Genomic DNA, 24895 nt, shown 5'->3' with positions numbered 1-24895 from the left:
CGGGACGCCGCCGCCCCGTCGCGAGGAGGAGACGTGAGCCGGGAGACGGTTCCCACCGGCGAGGCCGGGCTCGATCACGGCACCTACGAGGTGCTGCGCTCCCGCCTGGCGGGCCACGCCGCCGAGCTGGCCGAACGCGCCGAGACGTTGAACGCGCGCCGCCTGGCCACGTTCGGCGGCACCGAGCTGCGCCTGGTCGACACCGAGCGCGTCCGCACCGACCACGACTGCGTGCCCCGCGACGTCGTCGCCGTCGGCGGGCTGATGCTGTTCGGCTCCAACCCCTCCCTTGGCGTGAGAACCGAGACCGAGGTCGCCGACGTGTTCGCGTTGCATCGCCATACACGCGGAGACGGCGGGCGGACCGTGTTCGCCGAGGTCGCGCCGGAGGCGGTGCCGGGGCTGCTGGACGATCCCGGCTTCCGCCGCGACTTCGCCGAGATGTACCGGTACTACCGGCAGGCGCGGCTGTTGCGGCTGCGGCGCGTCGAGGGGCGGTTGCTGGCGGTCTTCCAGACCGGCCCGCGGCTGACCGACATCCGGGTGCTGCGCTGGCGGACCGGCGCCGACGGCACCATCGCCTACGAGGACAACCGGGGCGAACGCGACCACGTCCTCCCCGACCCGCACGACTTCACCTGGACCGAGACCACCCGCGACGACCACGTGCCGGGCCGCTTCCCGCACATCTCGATCGGCGGCGAGGTGTTCGTCGACACCCTCGGCGGCACCCTCACCGTCAAGACCGAGAACGACACCGAGTCGGACGCGGGCGTCTACGCCGAGCCGGTGGACGAGCCGTTGCAGAGCCTCGCCGACGCCGACGTGCTGCACGCCCGCGTCGGTGCGCTGATCCTGCTGCGGATCCGCCCCTACAACGAGACCGCCTGGCGGCACCTGGTCTTCAACACCCGTGCCGGGCAGGTCGTCCGGCTCGATGGGATCGAGCAGGCGTGCCGCAGGCTCCCCGACGACCGGGGCGTCATCTTCCCCGGCGGCTACTACCTGGACACCGGCGCCGCCAAGACCTTCGACACCGACGTCACGGGCCTGGAGTACGAGCGGGCCGTGCGCTCTCCCAACGGTGAGGACGTCCTGTACGTCTTCCACTCCCGCGACGACGGCCGTTGCCTGCTCCTGCCCTACAACACCGTCCGCGAACAGGTCGCCAGCCCGATCGTCTGCCACGGTTTCGCGCTGTTCGACGACGGCACGCTGGTGGCGCTGCGGGCGTTCGGCGACGAACCGACCCGCGTGCATCCGATGCAGGTGTGGACGACGCCGTTCGTCTCGGACGCCCATGCCGCCGCCCAGTCCGCCGGGACCGGCCCGCTGGAGCGCGTCGGCAACGCCGACCTGGTACGCGGCATCGCCGACAGCCTGGCGATCACCCGCATGGTCCGGGACATGGAACCCTCCGCCGAGGTGTTCCAGGCGCTGATCGCCGCGTGCGCGCGGGCCGCCGACCGGCACCACTGGCTCGGCGACACCGAACTGGACGACCTGCGCGCCCCCATGGAACAGGTCCGCCGGACCGCCGCGCTGGCGCTCGACGAGTACGAGAAGGTCCGGGCACTGACCGCGCAGGCCGAGACCGCCGTGAACGAGGCCGCCGACGCGGTCGGAGCACTGATACGGCGCGCGGCGGGCGAGGCTCCCGACAGCGCCGACGGCTGGGTGGCGTTGCTGGCCGAGCTCCGGCGGGAACAGGGCCGCGTGGAGACGCTGCGCGACATCCGGTACGCCGACACCGGGCGCATCGACGAGCTCGTGGCGTCGCTGACCAGCGCGTTGGAGGCCGCCGGACGCGACGCGGTGGAGTTCCTGCGGGGCGCGGACGCGTTCACCGGTTACCACGCCGCCATCGAACGCCTCACCGCCGACGCCGCCGCCATCACGACCGCCGCCGAGGCGACGCCGGTCGCCGAACGGCTCGCGGCGCAGACCGAGGGCCTGGAGGTCGTCACCGAGGTCGTCGGCTCCCTCGACATCGCCGACGCGACCGTCCGCACCGCCATCCTCGAACGCGTCGGGGAGGTCCTGGGAGGCGTCAACCGGGCCTGGGCCGTGCTGGACAACCGCCGCCGCGAACTCCTCGACGTCGAGGGACGGGCGGCGTTCGGAGCGGAGTTCGCGCTGCTGGAGCAGGCGATCGCCGGGGCGCTGGCCACCGCCGACACCCCCGGGCGCTGCGACGAACAATTGGGACGGCTGCTGCTCCAGATCGAGTCGCTGGAGTCGCGCTTCGCCGACTTCGACGACTTCCTGGCGGAGCTGGAGAGCAAGCGCACCGACCTCTACGAGGCGTTCTCGGCGCGCAAGCAGTCGTTGCTGGACGACCGCGCCCGGCAGGCGGCCCGGCTGACCGAGTCGGCCGACCGCATCCTGGCGGGCGTACGGCGGCGTGCGGCCATGCTGGCCTCCCTGGAGGAGATCAACGCCTTCTTCGCCACCGACGCGATGGTCACGCGGCTGCGCACCGTCGCCGACGAGCTGCGCGGCCTCGGCGACCAGGCCCGCGCCGAGGAGCTGGACGGCCGCGTCAAGGGGGCCCGGCAGGAGGCCGGACGGTCCCTGCGCGACCGGCTCGACCTGTACGGCGACGGCGGCGACACCATCCGCCTGGGGCGGCACCGGTTCGCCGTCAACACCCAGCCGATCGAGCTGACGCTGGTCCCGGACGGCGACGCGATGGCGTTCACCGTGACCGGGACCGGCTACCGGTCGCCCGTGCGGGACGCGGCGTTCGCGGAGACGCGGGAGTTCTGCACCCAGACGCTGCCGTCGGAGAACGCCGAGGTGTACCGGGCCGAATACCTGGCCGTCACCCTGCTCGACGAAGCCGCGCCCGGCGACGATCTCCTCCACCTGGTCCGCACCGCCGCCGCCGCGCGCTATGACGAGGGTTACGAACGCGGCGTCCACGACCACGACGCCGCCAGGATCCTGGAAGCGCTGCTCCGTCTGCGGCAGGACGCGGGGCTGCTGCGTTATTCCACCCACGCGCGAGCCGCCGCTCAGCTGTTCTGGGCGTTCGACCTCGACGAGTCCGCCCGCGCGAGGTGGGCGACACGCGCCGCGTCCCTGGTCAGGGCGCGCCAGGCGTTCGGCCGCACCGGACCCGTGACCGACCTGGTCGGCGAACTGGCCGCCGCCATCGGCGGTCCACACGCCTCGCTGGCCGCCGAATACCTGGTCGAAGAGCTGGCCAGCACCCCTGTCGGTTTCGTCACCAGCGTGGGGGCGCGAACACTGCTGCGCGACTTCGACGAGGCGATGGGGGAGGCCCGCGCCGACTTCCACAAGGATCTGAACGCTCTCGGCGACGACCTGGAAGCCCGCCGCCAGCTCGCCGAGGCGTGGCTGGCCTCGTTCGGGAACCCGGCCGATCTGCCCGAGGCGGTCGCGGTGACGCTGTGCGGGGAAGCGTTCCCGCGCCACGACTCCGAAGCCGTCCTCACCGCGACCGTCGCCGACCTGCTGGGCACGCACCCCCGCGTCACCGATCGTGTCCTGGACCTCCGCCTGGACGAGGTGCTGTCCCGCGTCCACCGCTTCCGCACCGAGCGGGTCCCGGCGTTCCGCGCCTACCAGAAGCGCCGCAACGCCCTGGTCGCCGCCGAGAGCAGACGCCTGCGCCTGGCCGAGTACAAGCCGAAGGTGATGAGCTCCTTCGTCCGCAACCGGCTGATCGACGAGGTCTACCTGCCCCTCGTCGGCGACAACCTCGCCAAGCAGCTCGGCGCGGCGGGAAACGACAGGCGCACCGACCGGATGGGCCTGCTTCTGCAGCTCTCCCCGCCCGGCTACGGCAAGACCATGCTGATGGAGTACGTCGCCGACCGCCTGGGGCTGCTCCTGCTCAAGGTGGACGGCCCCGCCCTCGGCCACGGCGTCACCTCCCTCGATCCCGCCCGAGCCCCCGACGCCGCCGCCCGCCGCGAGGTCGAGAAGATCAACTTCGCGCTGGAGCTAGGCGACAACGTCCTGCTCTACCTGGACGACATCCAGCACACCTCACCCGAACTGCTCCAACGCTTCATCCCGCTGTGCGACGCGCAGCGCCGGATCGAGGGCGTCCGCGACGGAGAGCCCCGCACGTTCGACCTGCGGGGCAGGCGCTTCGCGGTCTGCATGGCGGGCAACCCCTACACCGGGTCGGGCACCCGCTTCCACGTCCCCGACATGCTCGCCAACCGCGCCGACGTGTGGAACCTCGGCGACGTGCTGTCGGGCAGGGAGGACCTGTTCGCCCTCAGCTACGTTGAGAACGCCCTGACCTCCAACCCGGTCCTGGCCCCGCTGTCGACGCGTGACCGTGGCGACATCGACCTGCTGGTCCGCATGGCCGCGGGCGACGACACCGTCCGCCCCGACCGCCTGACACACCCCTACCAGCAGGCCGAACTGGGCCAGATCCTCGCGGTCCTGGACAAGCTCCTGCGCGTCCAGAGAACGGTCCTGACCGTCAACCGCGCCTACATCGCCTCGGCGGCCCAGACCGACGCCTCCCGCACCGAACCGCCCTTCCGGCTCCAGGGCTCCTACCGCGACATGAACAAGCTGGCCGAACGCATCGTCCCGGTGATGAACGACGACGAACTGGAAAACACGATCACCGACCACTACCAGGCCGAAGCCCAGACCCTCACCTCCGACGCCGAGGCGAACCTGCTCAAGCTCGCCGGGCTGCGCGGCCTGATGACCGCCGTCCAGCAGCGCCGCTGGGCCGAGGTGAAGGCCGCCCACCAGCGCGCGCAGGCTCTCGGCGACGACGACTCGGTGGCCCGCGCGATCCATCTGCTCGCTGACCGGGTGGGGTCCGTCGAGCAGGCCATCGAACGCGCCGCCGCCCTCCCCTCCAACGGCAACCACCGGGTCCGGTGACCCGATGACACGCGACCGCCTGAGCCCGTCCGGACTTCCCTGGCCCCTGGCCTGGTCCCTGCCGAAAGCGGCCGGACGGCCTCGCGCCGCCGTCGTCACCGTGTTCGGTGTGCTCTGCCTTGCGGCGGGGGCGCCGGCCGCCGGCGGCGACTCGTCCTTCGATCCCGCACTCGCCACCGCGACCACCGTCTTCGGCCTGATGTGCCTGACCGCCGCACGGCTGACGGTCCTCGCACGCGACCGCACGGCGGTCCGCCACGACGGGACGGGCGTCGTCTTCCCCTACCGGGCGGGAACCGGGGGCCCGACGAGCGTCCTTTACACGCTGGGGACGGGAACGGCGGCGGGAGCCCTGGCGTTCTCCACCACCTCCGGAACCCGTGGCGATCCCCTACTCGTCGCCATCGCATTGGTCTTCCTCGGCGTCGGCGTGGTTCTGTCGGCCCGCCTCGCCACCGGCCGACCGCGGCGCACACGCCGAGTGATCCTGACCCCGGCCGCCGTCGTCCTGGAGCGAAAACCCGATCCGCGTGCCGTGCCCTGGCAGAAGATCCGAGAGATCACCGCTCAAGGGGCGAACAACACGCAGTTCATCGTCTTGCTCCTTTCAGAGGAGTCCGGTCCCCGGAGATTCCTCCCACGCTCGCGCATCGAGCTTCACGCCCAGACGCTCAACGTCGATCCGGCGCTGCTGTGGCACGCCCTGCGCTACTACCACGCCCATCCCGACGCTCGGGGAGAACTCTCCGACGACCGGGGGCCGCATCGCATCATCCGGGGCGACCTGCTGAGCGAACCCGGTCCGCCTCGAACGTGACAGCGCCCGTCGCCGATTTTTCCGACGTCGAACCAACATGATTTCGTAACTCTTCGTCCCAGGTCTTCCAAGTCACCGACCGTCTCCTTAGTTTCCTTGGTGACCAGCCCGCTCCCTCTGCCAACGGTGGTGACGTGGATACCGTCAACGACATCCTCACCAACGCAAGCGACTTCGTCTGAGGCCCCTGGCTGCTCATCCCCCTGCTACTGCTCACCGGCCTCTACCTCACCGTCCTGCTCCGCGCTCTCCAGATCCGCCGCTTCCGCCTCGCCTTCTGGCTCGCCTTCATCAAGCGCAGCGACGGCGGCGCCGCCGGTGACATCTCCCACTACCAGGCCCTGGCCACGGCGCTCGCCGCCACCGTCGGCGTCGGCAACATCGCCGGTGTCGCCACCGCCATCGCCCTGGGCGGCCCCGGCGCGGTGCTGTGGATGTGGGTCACCGGCATGCTCGGCATGGCCACCAAGTACAGCGAGGCGTTCCTGGGCGTCCGCTTCCGCCGCGCCGACGCCGTCGGCGAGCAGAGCGGCGGCCCCATGTACTACCTGCGCCACGGCATCAAGGGCCCCCTCGGCGTCTTCCTCGGCGGCTTCTTCGCCATCGCCGGCGCCATCGCCGCCTTCGGCATCGGCAACATGACCCAGGCCAACACCGTGGCCGCCAACGTCCACGACGAGTGGGGCGTGCCCACCTGGGGCACCGGCGCCATCATCACCCTGCTGACCGCCGCCGTCATCCTGGGCGGCATCAAGAACATCGGTCGCGTCACCGCCGCCTTCGTCCCCGTGATGATCGTTCTGTACGTGCTCGGCGCCGCCGCCGTCCTGGCGTTCAACATCGGCGAGGTGCCCGCCGCCCTGGGCCTGATCTTCACCGACGCCTTCACCGGCACCGCCGCCACCGGCGGCTTCACCGGCGCCGCCGTCGCCGCCGCCATCCGCTACGGCGTGGCACGCGGCATCTTCTCCAACGAGTCGGGCCTCGGCACCGGCGGCATCGCCGCCGCCGCGGCCAAGACCACCCACCCCGTCCGCCAGGCCCTGGTCTCGATGACCCAGACCTTCATCGACACCCTGGTGGTCGTCTCCTTCACCGCCCTGACCATCATCGTCACCGGCGTGTGGAAGGAGGCGGGCAAGGAGGACGCCGCCAAGTTCACCGGCCGCGCCTTCGACGAGGGCCTGCCCGGCGAGTGGGGAAGCGTGATCGTCACCATCAGCGTGATCTTCTTCGCCTATTCCACCGTCCTCGGCTGGTCCTACTACGGCGAACGCTGCATGGTGTACCTGTTCGGCCGCCGCTCGGTCCTGCCCTACCGGCTGCTGTTCATCGCGGTGGTTTACGTCGGCTCCACCACCACCCTCACCACCGTGTGGACCTTCTCCGACGTCATGAACGGCCTGATGGCCCTGCCCAACCTCGTCGGCCTGCTCATCCTGTCCCCGCTGGTCTACCGCGAGACCCGCGACTACTTCCGCGACCGCCCCCGCGAAACCGAAGCCGAACCCGCCCAGCGATGACCTGACCCGCGGCATCGGGCCGGTCCGGAGGGCTGGCTCGATGCCGCGGTGACAGCATGCGGGCACGTCCGCCTCTATTATTAAACCGACGGTCGGTTTAATAATAGAGGAGTGGAGATGGCCCGGACGGTCGACCAGGCGGCGCACGCGATGCGGCGGCGACAGATCCTCGACGTCGCCCAGCGACTGGTGGAGGCCCGCGGCTACGAGCAGATGAGCGTGCAGGACGTCCTGGATGAGCTGGGTATATCCAAAGGCGCGCTCTACCACTACTTCGGCTCGAAGCAGGCACTGCTGGCCGGCATCGTCGACCGGACGGCGGACCAGATCGAAGAGCGTCTCACCGAGGCGGCCGAAGCCCCGGGCTCCGACGCCCTTGGCAAGCTCAACCAGATCTTCCAGGCGCTCGCGGGCTGGAAGGCGGAGCACCGCGATCGGCTGGTCGCCCTGCTGCGCGTCTGGAACTCCGACGGCAACGCGTTGATGCGGCACAGGACCCGTGTCGGCATCGCCGAGCGGCTCGCGCCGCTGTTCGAGCGGGTGGTCGAGCAGGGTGTGCGGGACGGCGTCTTCACCCTGCCGACCGCCGTCGGGTTCGGGCAGGTCCTGGTGTCCCTGGTCCAGGACCTCAACGAACGTCTCGGCGATCTGTTCTCCGCCCGCGAGGAGGGACGTGCCGACCTGAGTACCGTCGATCGGACGGTCGCCGCCTATACGGTCGCCCTGGAACGGATCCTCGGCGTCGCCCCCGGGTCGATCCACATCGTCGATCCGTCCGCTCTCCACGCCTGGTTCGACCCACCCCGGCGAGAGAGAGAAGGCTGACGATGGAGCTGGCGCTGAAGATCCTTCTGGTCCTCTACTGCGTGCAGGCGCTCGTCCGGTTCGCGATCCACTTCCTGCTGCCCTACGACAAGCGGATCCGGCAGATGGAGCGGAACCACGCCAAGGACCACAAGGTCATCGCCGTCTACGACGACGTCACCCTGGCCGTCCAGATCCTCCTGGTCGCCTGCTGTTCGCGAGCGGGGCGCACCATCTCAGTTTCCTCACCGGACTCTTCGTTGGGATGAGCCTCATCCAGGTGTACTTCCACCGCTTCATCCACCCCTCCCGGAGGACAAGTCGCCCCGGAGCCCCTTCCCGCCGGTCAAGCTCATGTCGTTCGCCATCCAGGCGCGGCCCGGGCTCGCCTGGCGGGAGTACGCGCTCATCGCCGCCGTCTCGGTCTGGGGACTGTACGTGCTCGTCGTGCGGAACCTGATCGGAACGTGACCGGCGCCGCGCCCTTCAGCGACGGGCGGTATCAGGGGCAAGGAGCCCGAGGATGGTTCGGCGGTCGCGGGGTGGTCGTCACCGAGCCAGATGAAGTGACCGGTTGCGGAGCTGGTGACCAGCCGAGCGCGCGGGATCGCGGCGGCCCATGCCTGGGCATGGGCGAGGGGGGCCGCGGTCGTGTGCTTCAGGTCGGCGGCGAAACCGGTGCCCGAGCGCAGTTGCGCGAACAGCCTCAGCCGCAGAGCGAGGCGCTCGGAGGTGAGCCTGGCGACGAACGCCCCCTGCTGAACGGAGCGTCAGGTCGCGCATCAGCAACCGCAACGCGATCTCAGGTGCTCGACGGACCAGGGCTCAAAATCCACGGCGCTCTGTAGAAGGAGCCGTTCGACCAGGTCGGGGTGGTGGGCGGCGAGCGCGATGGCGGTGGGGCCGCCAGCCGACTGGTCCACCGCGGCGGTGAGCCGGTCGATCCCCAGCTCGCGGCACAGTTCGGCGACCACGTCGGCGAATCCCGCGGCGTCGTTCCGGTGGAGAGCGGGTGCGCCCGTAGCCGGGACGCGCCGTTCCAAGCGGAACTCCACCGGCGCATGCCAGCTCAGTTGCTGCGACAGTGTCGGGGTTGAAAGCCGCCTCCCGACGGCACAACCCTTCCTGACAGCTGTCGAGCGCTCAAGGCCGTTCGGTGGACCTTTCGGCCCTAGGGCCTGTCCCGTGATCATGTGTTGGGACGGTCAGGCTCCAGGGGCGGGGTCGGCATAGGGCCCGGAGAAGGTGCGGAGGTGCGCGGGTGTTAGTTTCCCTTCCCGTGACGGAGTACCAGGACGAGACCAGAGCGGCCTATGACGGGGTCGTCGAGCTGTATGCGTCGATGTTCGCCGATCGGTTGGAGGATCAGCCGTTCTCGCGGAACATGATCGGCACCTTCGCTGAGTTGGTGCGCGGGATCGGGAAGCCGCGGGTAGCCGACGTCGGGTGCGGGCCAGGACATCTGACGGCCATGCTGCACGATCTGGAGCTGGACGCCTTCGGGCTCGACCTCTCCCCGGGCATGGTCGAACACGCCCGGAGGGCCCATCCGGCGCTGCGGTTTGACGAGGCGCGGATGGAGGCCTTGCCGGTCGAGGACGGCGCTCTCGGCGGCGTGCTGGCCCACTACTCGATGATCCACACCCCTCCTGGGGAAATGCCCGCGCTCCTCGCCGAGCAGGCACGTGTCCTGGCCCCAGGGGGCCTGCTCCTGGTCTCGTTCTTCGCGACCAACGGACCGGAGCCGGTCCGCTTCGACCACAAGGTGACGCCCGCCTATAGCTGGCCGGTGGACCGGCTCGCCGAGTTGCTGGCCGGGGTCGGGCTTGTCACGTTCGCCAGGCTGCTCCACGATCCGGCCTCCGAACGGGGCTTCCTCGACGCCCACTTGCTGGCACGCCTCCACTAGGGACTGCCCCTTGATCATTTGGCGGGGTGGCGGAGCCAGATGCGGATCGAGGCGACGTCGATGGTGCCCTGGTAGATGCGTTCTCTCTTGTCGTAGCGGGTGGCGACGGCGCGGTGCTGGCGGAGCTTGTTGACGCAGCGTTCGACGGTGTTGCGTTCTTTGTAGGCGTCACGGTCGAAGACCGGCGGCCGTCCGCCCTTAGAGCCGCGGCCGGCGCGATGGGCGGCCTGGTCTTTCTTGACCGGGATAACGGCCTTGATACCGCGTCGCCGCAGGTAGCGACGGTTGGCGCGGGAGGAATACGCCTTGTCAGCCAAGGCGGGTGCCGGCTTCTTGCGAGGACGGCCAACGCCGCGGCGCGGGATGCGGATGGACTCCATCAGCGCGATGAACTTCGGGCAGTCGGCGTGCTGTCCGGGCGAGGTGAGCCGGGCGATCGGACGGCACCGCCGATCGGCGACCAGGTGAATCTTCGTGGTCAGACCACCCCGGGACCGGCCAAGCGCTTCGCGACCGCCGTTCGTCACCCGCTCGTGATCTTTACTGGCCCCTTTTGGGTGATGTCGACGGCCGGGGCGTGCCGCGCCCCGGCCGCGTGCTGGTGCGCCCGCACGATCGTGGAGTCGGCGCTGACCGTCCAGTCCTCGCCCTCGGCTTCGTCGCACCCGGCGCGCAGCCCGTCGAGGATCCGCTCCCACGTCCCGTCCAGCGACCACCGGCGATGCCGGTTGTAGACCGTCTTCCACCTGCCGTAACACGGCGGCAGGTCCCGCCAGGCGCAGCTCGCCCGGGTCCGGAAGAACACCCCGTTGATCACCATCCGATGATCGCTCCACCTAGCCCCGTGCACGTTCTGCATAGGGAGCAGCGGCGCCAGCCGCGCCCACTCCTCGTCCGTCAGGTCATGACGCTTCAGACGCTCCTCATCCACACGGATCATCTACAACAAACCGCCATCAAAGATCACGGGACACGCCCTAGCGGTCGATGGTGGCGTCGGTGCGGTGCCGCAGCACGCCCTCCACCATCGGGACGACCTCGGGGGCATTGCAGGGCCGTAGCCGGGAGCAGACGCACGTTGAACACGCGTGTCGCAGATCGTTCCGATTGATCTGTGCGAGCAGCGCATGCGGATCGAGGAGGGTATTGATCATCGGGGAGCAAGCATGGCGATCGACCCTCAACACGCTTCCAGCACGCGATCTGAGCGCGGAGTCCCGCTCATTCGGTTGCTCGGGTTCTGTGGGTGGGGCTTGTCGTTGGCTGGCTGGTGTGCGGGGCGGGGTGGGGCATTTCTGAGGAACTGGTGCGGGTGGCCTCCAGCAGGGTGAACGGCGTGGGTGACCGCAGAATGCGGTTCAGTGTGAAGCCGGCCGCGGTCAGCAGGGTGCGCCAGTCGTGCTCGGTGCGTTCGCGGCCGCCGACAGTGCCCATCATGGTCAGGTCCATCAAGCAGACAGGGCGTGAGATCTCCTTCTCGGGCAGGACGATGTCCATCAACTGCAGGCGGGCGCCCGGCGGGGCGGCGGTGTGAATGGCGCGCAGGATGCGGGTGGCTTGTTCGTCGTTCCAGTCGTGCAGGATCATGCAGGCAAGGTAGAGATCCGCTCCAGCGGGCACCGCCTCGAAGAAGTCACCTGCTGCGGTGGTGATGCGGTCGGACACACCGGCCAGCGACAGTCGTCGGGTGGCATCGACGACGACTTCTGGGAGGTCGAAGACAACGCCGCGCAGGTGTGGATGCAAAGTGGCGAGTTCGGCCAACACCGCTCCGTCAGCGCCACCGACGTCGACCACGGTGTCCACACCGGACAGGTCGATACGGCGCAGCGTGTCCATGCGGAATACGCGCAGGGTGTCGTTCATGGCACGGGAGAACTGGGTGACCTGGTCTGGCCGCTGGCCGAGCCAGTCGAAGAAGGGGACACCGTGGTGATGCTCCATGGCGGGACGGCCGTCATGGACGGTCTTCCACAGGTCTGCGAAGGAGGCGTAGTGCGTCTCCATCCACATCATCGCCAGGTTGCGTAGCGAGTTGTGTGTGCTGGAGGCCAGCGGCCCACCCAGGGGGCCCAAGGCCACCCGGTCGGTGTCCTGTTCCAGCAGGAAGATCCCCTCGGCGGTCAGGACACGCAGCAGCCGGCGCAACATGTCGGGCCGGGCGCCGACCTCGTCGCTGAGGTCGGCCACCCTACGAGGGCCGTTCAGAAGATGGTCGGCCACGCCCAGCCGCGCGACCACGTACAACGCTTGAGAGATCTTGAAGCCGCCCAGCAGGCAGAACACCTCGGTGGCGGCGTCGAGGTCAGATGTCTTCCGGTTTCCGTTGATCATCCTCACGAGAGGTGAGCATATAGATGCACACGGTGGTGAGGTGGTCGTCTGCCGTGGCGTTGGCTTGACGGTCTCCGCGATATTGCTCGACAGCTGAGCATGAACCGGCATCCTTGCCCGTCGAACAGCGGGATCGCCCTGCGTGCATCGGTGGTTGATCGCTGCGATGCGGGATGCGATGGGCGTATCAGGCGATGCCGTCGTTTCTGGGTGGTGCTGAGGTTCGGTGCGCGATGTCGTCCGCAGAGAGTTGCCGACGTTTGGCCTGGATGAACGTAGCGAACTGCTTGCGGTCGTTGCGCCGCGGGAAGGGGCGGTCGGGAACCGGTACATCCAGGAAGTGGCAAAGTGGCTCCCACCCTTGGGTGACATCGAACTCCAATAGCCGTTCGGCGGGCACTAGCTGGCGGACGGCGTCGTTGTGACGGTTGAACGCGGCGATGGCGCGATCGGGATCGTCCAGCCGCCCGTCGAACACCGCATCGAAGATGAGTTCCTCCACCAGGCTCATCATCGGAGCCAGGTGGGACTCCACCGTCCCGGGGGGAGGAACCAGGTCGGCATCGAAGATGGTGTGCTTGGCGCTGTCGTACCAGAGATCGGGATCGCGGGTGGTCAGCACCACCTTGGCCTGAGGGAACCAGTGGACCAGCTCACGCCAGAACCGGGTCCCCGGCCAGCCCACGCTGGATCCGTAGCCGTCGAAGACCTGGTTCCAGTTCACCGGTTCGCCTCGGCCCGCCCGTCGCCATATCTGGACCTGTTCGGGACGCTCGAACATCTTTCTCAGGTGATAGCAAGGGCCGAACCCCAGCTCCTCGACGGCGGCCGTCAGGGACACCGTGCCGGTCCGGCCGAACCCCACTCCAATGACCTCCAGCATCGGCTGCCTCCACGGTCTCTTTAACGTGATTGGATAACTACTGATAGTAGTTCTCGGGGGAGTATGGCCGGTCCGTCTCCAGCGGCCTGCTGCATAAGTGTTGTCCGGTGGCCTCTATCTGGTGGCCGTGTGGCGGGCTGAAGGCCGGGAAGTGGACGGCTGTGCGGCCAGGTTCGCTGCGGCTGGGCTCAGGGCGCTCAGGGCGGTGCGGAACTTGGCGCAAGTCTCGGCCAGTTCGGCGTGCGGGTCGCTGTCGGCGACGATGCCCGCGCCAGCGTAGAACGTGAGGGCCTGGTCCCCGGCGACAGCACAACGCAAGGCAATCACCCATGCGCCGTCGCCGACGGCATCCTGCCAACCGACCAGACCGGTATAGAAACCGCGGTCGAACGGCTCCAGATCAGCGATCAGCCGCCGGGCCGCGCTGGTAGGTGTGCCGCAGACGGCCGGGGTGGGGTGGAGGGCGGCGGCCAGGTGCAGGGATGTCGTGGCCGGATCGGTCAGCTCGCCGGTGATCTGGGTGGACAGATGCCACACGGATCCGGCCGCCACCGGGGTGGGGTGCGGTGGCACCGACAACCGAGCGCAGTAGGGACGAAGCCTCCTGGCGACCGCGTCCACGACGACGGAGTGCTCATAACGGTCCTTGGCCGAGGTCATCAGGGTGGCCGGATCATGGTCGCGCGGTAGCGAACCGGCCAGCGGATTGGCGACCACCCTGCGTCCCGAGCGTGACACCAGCAGCTCAGGGCTGGCGCCCAGCAGAATACGACCACCGGGCAGCGGCGCGGCGAAGGTGTAGGCGTGGGGATTGCGTTCGGACAGGGCCTGCAGCAGTGGGGCCACTTCACCGGTGAACGGGACGCTCAACGAACGGGCCAGTACCACTTTGTCCAGCTCGCCGGCGCGCATCCGGCCCACGGCCTGGCGGACCGCCTCAAGGTAACCGTGAGGCGAAGGTACCGCCCGCCAGTCCGGCGGAGCGGGCTCGGCACCGGACAGCGCACCAGTGACCGTGCCGCAAGTCGGATGGGGAGTGCTGCCGAAGTCCGCCCCACTGCCATTGCGGCCCGGTTCCGGCGCAGGGCCATAGCGCACGTATTGGGGGACAAACAGGTACGGATGCGTATCGCCAGCGAACGGAATCGCTCCCACCACGATCGGCGCTGAGCGCCCGGACGCCAGCGCAGCACTCAGTACGCCGTCGACTCGTTCGGGGAGATCCTCCAGGCCCACTGCGACTTTTTCCGCGCCTCCGTGCTCGGCCCGAGGTGGAACTGCGACCGCCATCCCGGCTGCTCTCAGCGTGCCGCGCGGTGATGCGAGCAAGAACTCTTCCGCCTTCACAGTTCGACACCTCGCCATGTCGTAACCGGTCGCCGCTTAGCGGTGCCCTGGTCGTTTCGGCCGCTTGCACAGATGCTCTCGCGCGAGCCTGAGCTCTGCTCGTTGGCTGTGTGCGGCAGCTTCACCGGCCCACTCCCGTAGCGCGGGCTGCGAGTCCTGATGCTGTCGCGGCCGGAGGTGCGGTTGTCAAGGTCACGAATACAGCGGTGATGGTGGCAGCGATCACTGGAACCTCTTGACGGGCAGCGCCCTCGACGGGCGACCGATCTTGACTATCCAGGCCCCTGCCCGCCTTCCGGTGACGACTACCGCTGATCAAGTTTCATGATTTCCAAGCCATGGCAGATCACTTTTGGCTTTCGGTGCATGACGCGTATCAATCCAGACCCCAGCTGGAGGGAAGGTGTGCATCAGGTGTGGCGCTGAGAACAAGACGGGCTGCTTCTCAAGCCTTGCCAGGAGGCTGTTTTCCACCCCTTTCATGATCATGCAGATGGATAACAGCCTCCTGGGCGGGCGCCGGATCCAGTTCTGCCGTATGAAGCCCTGAGGGCTATCTCTCCAGCATGTCGTGTCAACGCGGGTCAGCCCGGATGATCGAGCAACTGACCGTTCGGTGCCGCTGAGGCGTACCGTCGGCTGTTCTGTCGCCTACGGCTTGATCGCCGGCATGAGGAGTCATGCCAGTCGAAACCAAGAACTGAGGCCTGCGCTTCTCGAGCGCAGCGTGCTGCGATCACTGGGCGAGTCGAACATCGACTCACCACCTGGCGGTGGGTGGTGGGGTCAGCTCAGTGTCATCGCGTTGTTGACGTCGGCGATGAGCAGGTAGCTGCATTGTCCTTCGACCAGCAGCAGATTGGCGCCGACGGTGGCGGCGGTGTTGCGCTGCCAGGTGCCGGTGAAGGGCTTTTGGGGTTGGGCGGTGACGTCACTGGTGTGGGAGGCGCCGTCGCAGTTGGGAGTGATGGTGCCTGCGCCGATGCGATCGTATTTGGGGGTGGTTCCGGTTCGGGGTGGTTGTGCCGCCACCGCTGCCAGGTTGGTGCCTTTGGTGCAGGTGTAGGTGAGGTTGATGATCAGTTGTCGGCCATCGGCCCCTACCGTGGCGGTGTTGACCTTTAGGCTGGCCTTGCGGTCTTTGACCATGGGCTTGCATGGCGGCGGCGCGGTGCCGGGCACGCCCGCCAGCAGCGCCGCCAGCGCGGTGGCGGCCAGAGCGGTGGTGATCATTGCCGGTTTCCTTTCGGGCGGGAAGACCGACCCAGGCGGATGGCGCGGTCACCGGCGGCGTCACGATCTGGTGAGGTGTCGATCCGCCGGTCGGGCTACGGCGGGTTGCCGCAAGCACTCCATCAACTACCCTCTGAAATACTTCAATGACTCTTTGTGAGTAGATTGTTGGAAGATTCCGGGATTCCAGCCAGGTCTCATGCGGTTGGGCTGGACGCCGGTCACCTTGTGATGGCGGGAACGGGGCGGGGCAGTACCAGGTGCTCTCTGGTGGACCTCGGGTCATGCGGGCACAAGCCCAGCATGACCCGACGTCCTGAGCTGTCCGATGACCAGTGCAAGAGGATGGGTGCGGTTCCTTCTGAAGGAGAAGGTTGATCACGCGGTCAGGGCGTACTCGTCCTGGTGGCCTGAGTGCGGTGTGAAAGCCAACACCGCCACCGTGGGATCCGATGGCCGCCAGCTGACCGTCAATCTCACCTAAACCTGCACCAAAGGCACCCACCTGGCGGCGGTGGCGGCACGACCGCCGCGCACCAGGACCACCCCCAAATACGAGCGCATCGGCGCGGGCACCACCACCCCCGACTGCGACGGCACCTCCCACACCGTCGACATCACCGCTTCACCCCGCAAGCCCTTCACCGGCACCTGGCAGCGCAATGCCGCCGCCACCATCGGCGCCAACCTGCTGCTGGCCGAAGGAGAAGCAGCTACCTGCTCGTCGGCGACGCCAACAACTCAATGACGCTGAGCTGACCTCACCAGCTCCACATCGGTGCCCAGAACTGTGGTGTGGTCGGTGACCTTGGAGTGGTAGGAGGCGTCGGCCAAGACCTTGGTGATCATCGGGTATTGGACCACCAAGGCCTCGGGCGGTCGCTACCGCCTTGGCCTTCAGAACTCGGGCCCGGGCGCCGACATGCGCGCGACCCTGTTTTGCGCTGCGTCTACGGCTGCGTGCATGTGGTCGGCCGCACCGCACACGTCGCCGGTCTGACCGTCGGACCGGGTGGATCGGGTGACGGAGTTGAGCAGGAGATCTTCGTAGTGGTGATGGGTGCGGGTGGTCCGGCGGTGGTGCAGCAGGTCCGCGGCCTGGTCGGGGCGGCCGGACAGCAACAGCGAGCGGGCGAGGGTGTCGTTGATGACCTCGCGTTCGATGGTGACTCCGCCCAGCTCGGTGATCTGCTGGCGGAGCGGTTCCAGCAGCAGCGCGGCTCGCCCGGGGTGCCCGTTGGTCATGGCGGCCAGTGCCTGCACCACCGGGGTCAGGACCTGCCGCCAGGCGGGGCGAGGGTCGGCGGCGGTGGTGCGGGCCAGGCGGTCCAGTGCCGGGGTGTCCCCGGCGACCGCCAAGGCCAGGGCGAGCTGGAAGGTGTGGAAGATGCTGACCATGCCGCCGGGTTCGGTCAGCAGGCGCCGGGCGTGGTCGGCCTCGACTGTGCGGGCTGGCGTGTGCCCGGTCAACAGGAGCCGCCAGTTGACCTGCGAGCGCATACCCACGTCGCCGGCGGCCAGCTCGGTGTCGGCGCGGTGGCGGGCCTGCTGTACATCCCCGTCGGCCAGGCATTGCAGGGCGGCGTGCCATTGCAGGTGCGGACGCTGGGGAACATGCGGGTCGGCCAGCAGCCAGGCGTCGATGAACGCCACGTAGTCGCCTGCGGCGCCGCGCAGGTGCATCACGTGCGCCAGGGCGTGCGCGGCCGGGCCTGAACGCGGCTGGACCCGCAAGGCGTGCCGGGCCAGCCGTTCGGCTTCGTCCAGGCGGTGCTGCTCGGCCCGGACCGCCGCCAGCGCCGCCGCCCACGCCCAGTCCTGGTCGGGCCCGGCCAGTGTGTGTTGCCGGGCGATCAATGCGCGCCCCTGCTCGATCAGGCCGGTGTCCTCGGCCTGCTCGAACGCACCCAGCAGCGGCACCGCCAGCGGATCGGCCGCAAAGCGGTCCAGGTGCCGGGCCAGATGGGTGGCGGCGGCGCGGTGGTGCCGATGGGCGCACAGATGGAACGCGTGCACCAGGCTGCGTTCCCGCAGACCGACGTCTGCGGCGTCGCGCTGGGCCCGCACCATCTGCCGGCGCAGCTCGGCGTCGGACAGAGCGGCCCCGGCCGACCATGCCACCACCGCCCGCACCAGACCCCGGCCCGGATCGCCGTCCAAAAGCCGCCGCCACAGCACATCGACCTGGCTGGTGCGCGCCAGCAGGGCGTGCATCGCCGGATGCTCTGTCCTCCACAACTCGACCGTCACCGGGAAGCTACTCTTGCGGCTCCGTCACCGGGCGAGGCGCCGGCCGCTCCGCCGGTTGCCCTGTCGGGTCCTTCATCGGCTGTTCCGCCGGCTCTTCGGCCGCCTCATCGTCGGATGAGAGGTTGCAGGTGCGGCCGCTGTTGCCGCCCGGTCGCCGGTCCAGCGCCAGCGGCTCGGCCGGCACCAGCTCCTCCAGCGGTCCGGTCCTGTCGGTCCAGATGTCTTCCATGACTTCCTCCTTCGGTGGGATGCACTTCCATCTCGGCTTCATCACTATATGTATGCACTTCAATGCCATAGGTGATCATAGGGAGTGGAGATCTTGTCTTGTCCGCGGCCGGAAGCACCCTCGGGCGCGCAAGCGGTCGTAGAGGTGGAATCTGTCCCAAGAACCCTCCGACGATCTCCATGCGGGTCAGCTCGGGATGCAGCACTGCGGGCACGGTGACCTCGCCCAGCATCCGGAGGGCGCCGAACCGCCCGCATCATCGGTGTCGGACGAGATCGCCTCGACCATGCCCCGGGCGCGGGCGGTCCGTTCGGAGCCGCCCGGTCCGACGCCATCTGACCACCTCCAAGGCCGCCCGGTCGCTACGCGAAGCCGACAGCGACACTGTGGACGCGGCGCGCGCCCGCGCGAGGCCCACGAGTCCCTGCACGATGACCCCCGACACCGCCACGCCGCCGGACGCGGCGACCGGGCATACGGCCTCTTCGGGCCGGTCCCGGTCGCTGGATGGCGTCGTACGCTCCGTACCCTGCATCGGCGGCCCGGACTTGCGGCTCATTCCATTTGTGAATGGCGTCTGGGATGAATGTGCCGGTCAGACTCCGATGGAGTGGTTGAGGAGTCGGTAGGTGTGGGGGCAGGGCAGTTTGCTGCGGGTGCCGGTGAACTTGCGGGTGATCTCGACGGTGGTCTTACCGCGCGGGTCCTGACACCTGACCCAGTGCTGGTAGGCGCGTGATCTGCTGCAATGCGCCACCGAGGTGTGCTTGGCGTGGGCGGTGTACAGGGCGCAGCGGATTGGCGCCTGCGGGCTGGCGGCCGCCGGCGAGGCGGTGACGCTGGCGGTGGCGGTGAACAATCCGGCCGACAGGAGTGCCGATGCGGTGAGGGCCACGGCGTTGAGACTTTTCACGAAACACCTCGCATACAGAAGGTAACTGCTTATTGCGCAGAGTTACCTTCCGTGTGACGGCAGGTGCAAAACCCCGGGATCGACACAGAAGTGGTCAAGAAAGTCGCCCGCCAACGCCGCGTTGGCGGGCGCCCAGGGTGGCGGAGTGTCACCGCCTAGAGCAGGCGTCGCCGTCGGCATAGCTCCCAGGACGTTCTCGTAATAGGCATGGGAATCGTCACCGTCGGGGGCGACCTGGACCGCCTGCGGGCGGGCAGGGGCGGCGGCGATGGCGGCAGTGGCGATGGCCGTGCCAGCGGCCGTGGCGGTGGCGCCCGACGTCGTTCACCCGGAATCGGTGCCGCGCCGTCAACCGCGACGACCGGGGCGTCTCACTTCCTCCACCACGGTTCCGCGACCATCCGGACGGCGTTGGTCCCGCAGTGGATTTCGCCGCCCATGGAGTGGTGGATGGTGTAGTCGTCGATGTGGTCCACCTCCATCCCCACCTCGCGGTAGGCGCGCTCAATCTCACCTTGGAAGACGTTACGGCCACCCACGACCGGTCCCCACTGGAGCGGGGCGAGGTAACGCCGCCGGTCGAGCACGATGCCGTTGATGGCATCCGGCCGATAGGCCACGAACGAGCCCTGCGGCTTGAGAGTACCGGTCTCATGCTCCTCCTCCGCCGCGACCTGCGCTGACCACCGCGGAGCTGCCTCCGTGGCGCATCGTGATGACACCGTGTGGTCTGTCTTCAGACCGCGCAGGTGATCCGATCGGGATGCTGAGGGAACAGCAGGAAGTACCTGTTCACGGGAACGCTGCGCTACGGCAAGCCGGGCTGCGGCGCGAAGCTGCGCGCGGTGAAGGCCCACGCCATCCGGACGAAGGCTCCCGGCCTCCCTCTACCACGCGTGCCCTGCCAGAAGCCCAGGTGGCTGCGGGGGCATCAGCATCCCCGGTCCCAAGGTGGACGCGGTACTCACGGAAACGATGATCACCAAATACGAGGAGGAGGGCACGGCGGCGGGGCGGGGACGAGGAGCCGGAACCGTGGTCGCGTGAAGCCGAGTTGGCTCAGGTCCGGGCCAACATCGCTGACTTCACGGCGGCACGGCGGGCGAGGCCACAGCGGATCTCCCGCACGTGCGGGGCGGCGGCGCGGCCCGTCCGGCTGCGTGAGGAGTGGCCGAACCTCACACTTCCCGAGCGGTGGGCCTACATCGAGGAGGCGCTGATCTCAGTGCTGCTCCACCCTGCGAACGGCCGAGCGCGGTGGAACCCCGATCGTCTCGAACCGCTGTGGCGTCCGGCGGACTGACCGGATCTGGAAAGCGAGCGGGGGCCCTCAGCCGAGGGTCCCCGCTCCTTGCGTCTTCTCGGTGCCTGAACGATCGAGTTGATCCGCTGCCATTTCGCGTCGGTCCGCTTCGGTGCGCGGGCGGCTTGGCGATGCGCCCACTTGCGGTCGTTGTCATCGAGTTCCGGCGTCTGGCATCACTATCCTTTCGTTACGTTGCGTGATTGTCTTCGTCTTCGTCTACGGCTCGCCTGTCCGCCATACGTGCAGGCGCGCGCGTAGACATAGACGTAGACAAGTCACCGAACGTGTTCGGGCATCGCGCGCCAGCGGCCTCGGGAGACCTGAGTGACGCGGTCGGCGTCGGCGAGGTGGGTGACAGGGATGCCCTCGTCCGGCACGCCGGTCAGCAGCGTCCATGGAACGTCGTCGGGAACGCTGTGCGGCTCTGCGTTGGGGGGCGCGGTGGTCGGCTCACCGAAGGGCAGGGAGATCCCCGCCTGTGCTTCCACGATCGCCGTGCGCGCGACATCATCCAGACAGGGCTGCACCTGCGCGTGCCGTTCGGCGGTGCGCGTCGGGCGATGGAGTCGGCGTCCCCGACGCGCCGTCCCCGCGCGGTCAGGAAGGATGCGCGCGCCTCCAGAACGGCCACCGCGTCACGGCAGGCGGTGAGGTCGCCCATCAGGACGTTGATGCCGCCCGCTCTTGCCCGACCCTGACCGCTGCTGCGCGGGTCCGCTGAGGTGCTGGTCAGATGGTCGGAATCCGCCACGATCGCACACGGTCACAGTGGCGGGCGGCGGGAAGCCGGTCCGGGGGCTGGTTTGGGAGACTGTTTCGCATGGGGCTTTCTCGTGAGGACGATCCCGCGTGCGATGTGGCGCATGGTCGTGTCGGCGGCTCTGCCGGAGAGCGCACGCTGGTCGCCGTGTTCGCCTCGCCTGTGGCGGAGTATCTGCTGCGGTACGGGTCCGACCTGGGTTTTACCTGCCTGCTGGTGGATCCTGCGGGCAAGGGCGGGGACGCTCTGGCGCGCGTGCCGGAGCTCGATGGCACCGCTGATGTGGTGGTCACCGACCATCACCGTCCCGAGCTGGGGGAGGTGCTGCGGGACGTCCTGGCCCAGCCGGTCCGCTGGGTCGGTGTCATGGGCAATCCCCGCCACCCCGCCCCGCATGTTCCGGCGCTGCGCGCCCTGGGCGTTTCCGAGGACGCCATCGCTCGTGTGCATCGCCCGGTCGGGCTCAACATCGGGTCCCGCACCCCCGCCGAGATCGCGGTCGCGACCCTGGCGGGTCTGCTGGCCGACCGCAACGGGCGTCCCGGCGGCTTCGCGTTCTAGCGCACCAGCCGGAGCGTGCGGGACGCCAGGGTGACCTCCACCTGCTGGCCCCAGGACAGGACGAGGCGGTCGGACTCCACGCCGTCGCCGAACACGACGAGGCCGTCGGTCTCGCAGACCAGCGACAGCGACTCGCCGGGGCCGAGGCGGCCCTCGGTGAACGCCGTCCCGGTCGCGGGGGAGGGCCACGCCTCGCGGACGAACCAGGCCAGGCCCCGTTCGGTCGGTTCCGGCAGCGGCGGGCCGCCGCGCTCCCGCCACACCGAACGCGCCCACCCCGTCGCGCCCGTGCCGGTCGCCACCAGCACGCCCGAGGACGACTGGCGCTCCCCGGCCAGGCGGTAGCGCGCGGACTGGTGGGAGGGGTGGCCGACGTAGATCTCGTTGAGGGCGGTCAGCGAGCGCCGGTCGTCGGTGACGGCCGCCGCCATCACCCGGTCCTCGGTCGCGGCGCGGCCCGCCGCCGCGTCCCGCAGCAGGTCGGCGCAGGCCGCGACCGGGTGCGGGATGAGCACGCCGGGGTTGCGGCCGGGATCGGGGTTCAGGCCGATCACCGGCTGGCCGTCCAGGTACTTGGCGGTGTTGGCGACCAGGCCGTCCTGGCCGACGACCACCACCAGGTCGTCCGGCGCGAACAGGAACCGGTCCAGGTCGGCGCGTTCCACCGCGCCGCGCCGCCAGCGGGGTGGAACGGCCGCGGCGACCTCGGCCCGCGCCCGCGTCACCCGGGTGTGGGCCGCTTCCACCTCGGCGATGTCGCGGCCCCGCGTGCGCAGGTGGAAAGCGGCCTGGCCGCGCGTGCCGTGCCGGGCCAGCAGCTCGTCGTACTCGGTGCGGCGGTGCACCACCACCGCGCGGGGTGCGAGCGTCACCGGGATCCGCCGAGCCTGGCCAGCGCGGTGGCCACCACGTCGGGCGACACGTGGAGCTGCCCGATCTCCGGCAGGTGCTCGGCGACCGCGCGGGCGGCCAGCGCCAGCAGGACGGCCGGGTCGGCGTCGCGGTAGGCGGCCAGCTGCGCGGCCTGCGCGTCGGCCTCGGCCGTGCCCACCACGCGCCGGGCCTCGGCCTGCGCGGCGGCGGCGAGCTTGTCGCGTTCGGCGCGGGCCTCGGCCTCGATCCACGCGGCCGCGGCCTCCTCCTCGGCGCGGCGCCGGTCGTTGGCGCCGCGCCGGGCGACCAGGGCCTGCTCGCGGGCGGCCAGCTCGATCTGGTTCTGCATCTCGTTCTCGGCGATGGCGCGCTCGCGTTCGACGGCCAGCGCGCGGCGCTCGTAGGTGGCGCGGTCGGCCTCCTGCTGCACCCGCTCGCGGGCGGGCGTCTGCAACGCCCGCTCCACCTCGGCCTCGGGCCGCACCGCGACGACCCGCACGCCGACCACGGTGACGCCGGTGTCGGTGAGGCGCGCGTCGCCGTCCAGTCCCGCCGCCACGTCGTCGCGGACGGCGGCGGGACCGTCGGTGATCGCCTCCCGCAGCGGGATGCGCGCCAGCCGGGTCAGCGCGTGCTGCTGGGCGATCTCGGTGAGCATCGCGGCGACCTGGTCCAGCGGCGCCGACCGCCACCGCCCGGTGCCGGGGTCGATCGCGAAGTCCAGCCGCCGCGCCGCCAGCGCCGGGTCGCCGATCCGGTAGGTGACGGTCGCCTGCACGGCGACGTCCTGGAAGTCGGCGGTGCGGGCGTGGAACAGCATCGGCAGTTCCCGGTCGTCCACCGGAACCTCGCTGATCGCCGCCGACAGCGGCCGGAACCAGAACGAGATCCCCGTGCCCTCGTGCGCGACCCGTCCGCCGCGCAGGTGCCGCACGTAGCTGGTGGGCGCGCCGCGCAGGTGGCTCAGGAACGGCCGCCGCTGGATGTCCGCCATCGGGACCCCCTCTGTTGTCGTCACTTGGACGATAACCGGGGACCAGAGTTTTCTCAAGATGAGAATTACTTGAGGATCTCCTGGAGGAAGAAGATGATCAGGGAGGCGAGGATGCCGGTGACGTACTGCAGGATCGCCCACGTGCGGACCGGCAGGGTGCGCAGCGCGCGCAGGCTCCGGTAGGTCTCCAGCGCCTCCCGCAGCGCCGGGTCGAAGAGCAGGGCGTGCGGGGGGCGCGCCACCTGAGTCAGCAGCGGGCCGAACGCCTCCTGCTGGTAGGAGCGCACGATCCGCGACATCGTCCAGAACGGCTGCACCCCCGCGTACAGGGCGAGCGCCGCGGCGAAGACCGGGAATCCGAACACGAACGCGTCGAGCAGCCTCGGCGACCGCCCGGTCGCGATCGCCACCCCCGCCGCCTCGATCATGACGACCCCCGCCCCGAGACCCGTGGAGACCAGGACGTAGCAGGTGCACAGCCGCGCGATGCCGGGGGTGTGCGCCGGGTCCAGCCACGACAGCCGCAGGTGCGCGGCGCGGCGCAGCCGCAGCGGCACCCGCGCGAGCACGAAGATCCAGTACAGGACGCCGCCGCCGAGGAAGCCCGCCCACGCGGCGGGCAGGTACGACACCAGCGCGGAGGTGCCGGTGCCGCCGGGACGCGAGAAGTTCGCGTACGCCGAGCACACGCCGAGGCCCAGCCCCGCCAGCGAGCACGCGAGCTGCGGCGCGAGGCGCTGCGTCCGCCCCAGCCAGGAGACGAACGCCTCGGCGTCGGGGGAGGTGCACAGCATCTCGCCCACGGGGGCGGCGCTGCGCTCGGCGTACCGCCACCCGGCCCACGCCATCGCCAGCATCAGCGTGCAGACCACCGACAGCAGCGCGCCGTACAGGTGGGACCGCACGGTCATGTTCGCACCGATGGCCGTGGTCACCGCGTAGGGCCACGCCCCGAGGGCCGCCAGCCGCAGGAACGCCCGGACGGCGGGCCCGCGCACCGCCCCGCGGACGGGTACCGGCCGCGCGATCCGCAACAGCAGCACCCGCCCGTAACCGGCCCCGATCGCCCGCGCCAGCTCGTAGCGGAACAGCGCGCGCTGCTCGGGGGCGCAGGAGCTCCGGTCGGCCTCGACCAGGGAGGCCGCCGCGTCGGCGGACATGGGAGAGTCGTCCCGCTCGGCCTCGAAAACGCCCATGACCCCGCCTCGTATCGCCCGTCTCAATCGTGACGGCGCGAGGCCCGCGCGTCCATGCTCAGTCGGCGACCGGAAC

Annotated in this window: 22 protein-coding genes; 8 read left to right on the top strand and 14 right to left on the bottom strand. The window is 69.6% G+C overall.

Going from position 1 to position 24895, the window contains the following annotated elements; all coding sequences use genetic code 11:
* Positions 1-33: 33 nt before the first annotated feature.
* The 5 genes from AKI01S_RS11580 to AKI01S_RS11560 all read left to right on the top strand — a co-directional run bounded on the left by AKI01S_RS11580 (position 34) and on the right by AKI01S_RS11560 (position 8300).
* Positions 34-4887, top strand: coding sequence for a DNA repair ATPase (locus AKI01S_RS11580; protein ID WP_067814889.1), 4854 nt, complete (start codon positions 34-36; stop codon positions 4885-4887).
* A 4-nt stretch (positions 4888-4891) separates the two neighbouring features.
* Positions 4892-5704 carry a hypothetical protein gene (locus AKI01S_RS11575; protein ID WP_157419780.1) on the top strand — a complete coding sequence of 271 codons (813 nt, stop codon included), beginning with the start codon at positions 4892-4894 and terminating at the stop codon, positions 5702-5704.
* Between the two features lie 191 nt (positions 5705-5895).
* Positions 5896-7227, top strand: a complete 1332-nt coding sequence (locus AKI01S_RS11570; RefSeq protein WP_218009639.1) for an alanine/glycine:cation symporter family protein — start codon at positions 5896-5898, stop codon at positions 7225-7227.
* Positions 7228-7344: 117 nt separating this feature from the next.
* Positions 7345-8052, top strand: a complete 708-nt coding sequence (locus AKI01S_RS11565; RefSeq protein WP_067814883.1) for a TetR/AcrR family transcriptional regulator — start codon at positions 7345-7347, stop codon at positions 8050-8052.
* Positions 8053-8054: 2 nt separating this feature from the next.
* A complete protein-coding gene (locus AKI01S_RS11560; RefSeq protein WP_067814882.1) occupies positions 8055-8300 on the top strand; it encodes a hypothetical protein in 246 nt (81 codons plus the stop codon).
* A 513-nt stretch (positions 8301-8813) separates the two neighbouring features.
* Here AKI01S_RS11560 and AKI01S_RS50385 read toward each other — a convergent pair.
* Positions 8814-9086 (bottom strand): alpha/beta fold hydrolase, encoded by a 273-nt coding sequence (locus AKI01S_RS50385; RefSeq protein WP_067814881.1) that lies wholly within the window; start codon positions 9084-9086, stop codon positions 8814-8816.
* Between the two features lie 224 nt (positions 9087-9310).
* Between AKI01S_RS50385 and AKI01S_RS11550 the strand changes: the two genes are divergently transcribed.
* On the top strand, positions 9311-9940 hold the full coding sequence (locus AKI01S_RS11550; RefSeq protein ID WP_067814880.1) for a class I SAM-dependent methyltransferase: 630 nt from the start codon (positions 9311-9313) through the stop codon (positions 9938-9940).
* A gap of 14 nt (positions 9941-9954) precedes the next feature.
* Here the strand turns inward: AKI01S_RS11550 and AKI01S_RS49050 are convergent.
* From AKI01S_RS49050 to AKI01S_RS11520, 5 genes are all read right to left on the bottom strand, one after another.
* A protein-coding gene (locus AKI01S_RS49050; RefSeq protein WP_439951665.1) for an IS5 family transposase occupies positions 9955-10856 on the bottom strand; the annotation gives its coding sequence in 2 pieces (ribosomal slippage) (positions 9955-10518 and positions 10521-10856; 900 coding nt in all).
* A gap of 305 nt (positions 10857-11161) precedes the next feature.
* Positions 11162-12274 carry a methyltransferase gene (locus AKI01S_RS11535; protein WP_067814864.1) on the bottom strand — a complete coding sequence of 371 codons (1113 nt, stop codon included), beginning with the start codon at positions 12272-12274 and terminating at the stop codon, positions 11162-11164.
* A 187-nt stretch (positions 12275-12461) separates the two neighbouring features.
* Positions 12462-13157, bottom strand: a complete 696-nt coding sequence (locus AKI01S_RS11530; protein ID WP_067814862.1) for a sulfotransferase family protein — start codon at positions 13155-13157, stop codon at positions 12462-12464.
* A 114-nt stretch (positions 13158-13271) separates the two neighbouring features.
* Positions 13272-14504, bottom strand: coding sequence for an isochorismate synthase (locus tag AKI01S_RS49045; RefSeq protein WP_218009636.1), 1233 nt, complete (start codon positions 14502-14504; stop codon positions 13272-13274).
* A 786-nt stretch (positions 14505-15290) separates the two neighbouring features.
* On the bottom strand, positions 15291-15737 hold the full coding sequence (locus AKI01S_RS11520; RefSeq protein ID WP_067814851.1) for a hypothetical protein: 447 nt from the start codon (positions 15735-15737) through the stop codon (positions 15291-15293).
* Positions 15738-16251: 514 nt separating this feature from the next.
* Between AKI01S_RS11520 and AKI01S_RS50380 the strand changes: the two genes are divergently transcribed.
* The gene (locus AKI01S_RS50380) at positions 16252-16485 is read left to right on the top strand and encodes a hypothetical protein (protein WP_157419779.1); all 234 of its coding nucleotides are present in this window, start codon (positions 16252-16254) and stop codon (positions 16483-16485) included.
* A 149-nt stretch (positions 16486-16634) separates the two neighbouring features.
* Here AKI01S_RS50380 and AKI01S_RS11510 read toward each other — a convergent pair whose 3' ends face one another.
* From AKI01S_RS11510 to AKI01S_RS50375, 5 genes are all read right to left on the bottom strand, one after another.
* Entirely contained in the window at positions 16635-17951 is a 1317-nt protein-coding gene (locus AKI01S_RS11510) for a tetratricopeptide repeat protein (protein ID WP_067814843.1), read from the bottom strand.
* A 43-nt stretch (positions 17952-17994) separates the two neighbouring features.
* Positions 17995-18216 carry a hypothetical protein gene (locus tag AKI01S_RS11505; RefSeq protein ID WP_067814840.1) on the bottom strand — a complete coding sequence of 74 codons (222 nt, stop codon included), beginning with the start codon at positions 18214-18216 and terminating at the stop codon, positions 17995-17997.
* 595 nt (positions 18217-18811) lie between these two features.
* A complete protein-coding gene (locus AKI01S_RS11500; RefSeq protein WP_157419778.1) occupies positions 18812-19129 on the bottom strand; it encodes a hypothetical protein in 318 nt (105 codons plus the stop codon).
* A gap of 371 nt (positions 19130-19500) precedes the next feature.
* Complete coding sequence (locus tag AKI01S_RS51650; protein WP_281186047.1) at positions 19501-19851, bottom strand: protein-arginine deiminase family protein; 351 nt, start codon at positions 19849-19851, stop codon at positions 19501-19503.
* An 859-nt stretch (positions 19852-20710) separates the two neighbouring features.
* A complete protein-coding gene (locus tag AKI01S_RS50375) occupies positions 20711-20923 on the bottom strand; it encodes a hypothetical protein (protein WP_157419777.1) in 213 nt (70 codons plus the stop codon).
* Positions 20924-21255: 332 nt separating this feature from the next.
* On the opposite strand from AKI01S_RS50375, the gene AKI01S_RS11485 reads away from it, so the two are divergent.
* Positions 21256-21756: an XdhC family protein gene (locus AKI01S_RS11485; protein ID WP_067814829.1), complete on the top strand. Its 501-nt coding sequence runs from the start codon at positions 21256-21258 to the stop codon at positions 21754-21756.
* Here AKI01S_RS11485 and AKI01S_RS11480 read toward each other — a convergent pair.
* The 3 genes from AKI01S_RS11480 to AKI01S_RS11470 form a co-directional block, all read right to left on the bottom strand.
* On the bottom strand, positions 21753-22628 hold the full coding sequence (locus AKI01S_RS11480) for a diacylglycerol kinase catalytic domain-containing protein (protein WP_067814827.1): 876 nt from the start codon (positions 22626-22628) through the stop codon (positions 21753-21755). The genes AKI01S_RS11485 and AKI01S_RS11480 overlap by 4 nt on opposite strands.
* Positions 22625-23623, bottom strand: coding sequence for an SPFH domain-containing protein (locus AKI01S_RS11475; protein ID WP_067814825.1), 999 nt, complete (start codon positions 23621-23623; stop codon positions 22625-22627). Before AKI01S_RS11475 ends, AKI01S_RS11480 begins: the two co-directional genes overlap by 4 nt.
* Positions 23624-23688: 65 nt before the next feature.
* On the bottom strand, positions 23689-24819 hold the full coding sequence (locus AKI01S_RS11470) for a hypothetical protein (protein ID WP_067814824.1): 1131 nt from the start codon (positions 24817-24819) through the stop codon (positions 23689-23691).
* Positions 24820-24895: the final 76 nt, after the last annotated feature.

The organism is Actinomadura kijaniata NBRC 14229 (assembly GCF_001552175.1).
Taxonomy (GTDB): Bacteria; Actinomycetota; Actinomycetes; order Streptosporangiales; family Streptosporangiaceae; genus Spirillospora; species Spirillospora kijaniata.
This window is presented reverse-complemented; position numbering and strand designations above follow the sequence as displayed.

Excerpts from the sequence above, each read along its gene's own strand:
- AKI01S_RS11535 (WP_067814864.1), bottom strand. The coding sequence starts at position 12,274 with ATGATCAACGGAAACCGGAAGACATCTGACCTCGACGCCGCCACCGAG.
- AKI01S_RS11475 (WP_067814825.1), bottom strand. The coding sequence starts at position 23,623 with ATGGCGGACATCCAGCGGCGGCCGTTCCTGAGCCACCTGCGCGGCGCG.
- AKI01S_RS11485 (WP_067814829.1), top strand. The coding sequence starts at position 21,256 with ATGGGGCTTTCTCGTGAGGACGATCCCGCGTGCGATGTGGCGCATGGT.
- AKI01S_RS11560 (WP_067814882.1), top strand. The coding sequence starts at position 8,055 with ATGGAGCTGGCGCTGAAGATCCTTCTGGTCCTCTACTGCGTGCAGGCG.
- AKI01S_RS11510 (WP_067814843.1), bottom strand. The coding sequence starts at position 17,951 with ATGCACGCCCTGCTGGCGCGCACCAGCCAGGTCGATGTGCTGTGGCGG.
- AKI01S_RS11470 (WP_067814824.1), bottom strand. The coding sequence starts at position 24,819 with ATGGGCGTTTTCGAGGCCGAGCGGGACGACTCTCCCATGTCCGCCGAC.
- AKI01S_RS11575 (WP_157419780.1), top strand. The coding sequence starts at position 4,892 with ATGACACGCGACCGCCTGAGCCCGTCCGGACTTCCCTGGCCCCTGGCC.
- AKI01S_RS11505 (WP_067814840.1), bottom strand. The coding sequence starts at position 18,216 with ATGGAAGACATCTGGACCGACAGGACCGGACCGCTGGAGGAGCTGGTG.
- AKI01S_RS11530 (WP_067814862.1), bottom strand. The coding sequence starts at position 13,157 with ATGCTGGAGGTCATTGGAGTGGGGTTCGGCCGGACCGGCACGGTGTCC.
- AKI01S_RS11520 (WP_067814851.1), bottom strand. The coding sequence starts at position 15,737 with ATGATCACCACCGCTCTGGCCGCCACCGCGCTGGCGGCGCTGCTGGCG.
- AKI01S_RS11565 (WP_067814883.1), top strand. The coding sequence starts at position 7,345 with ATGGCCCGGACGGTCGACCAGGCGGCGCACGCGATGCGGCGGCGACAG.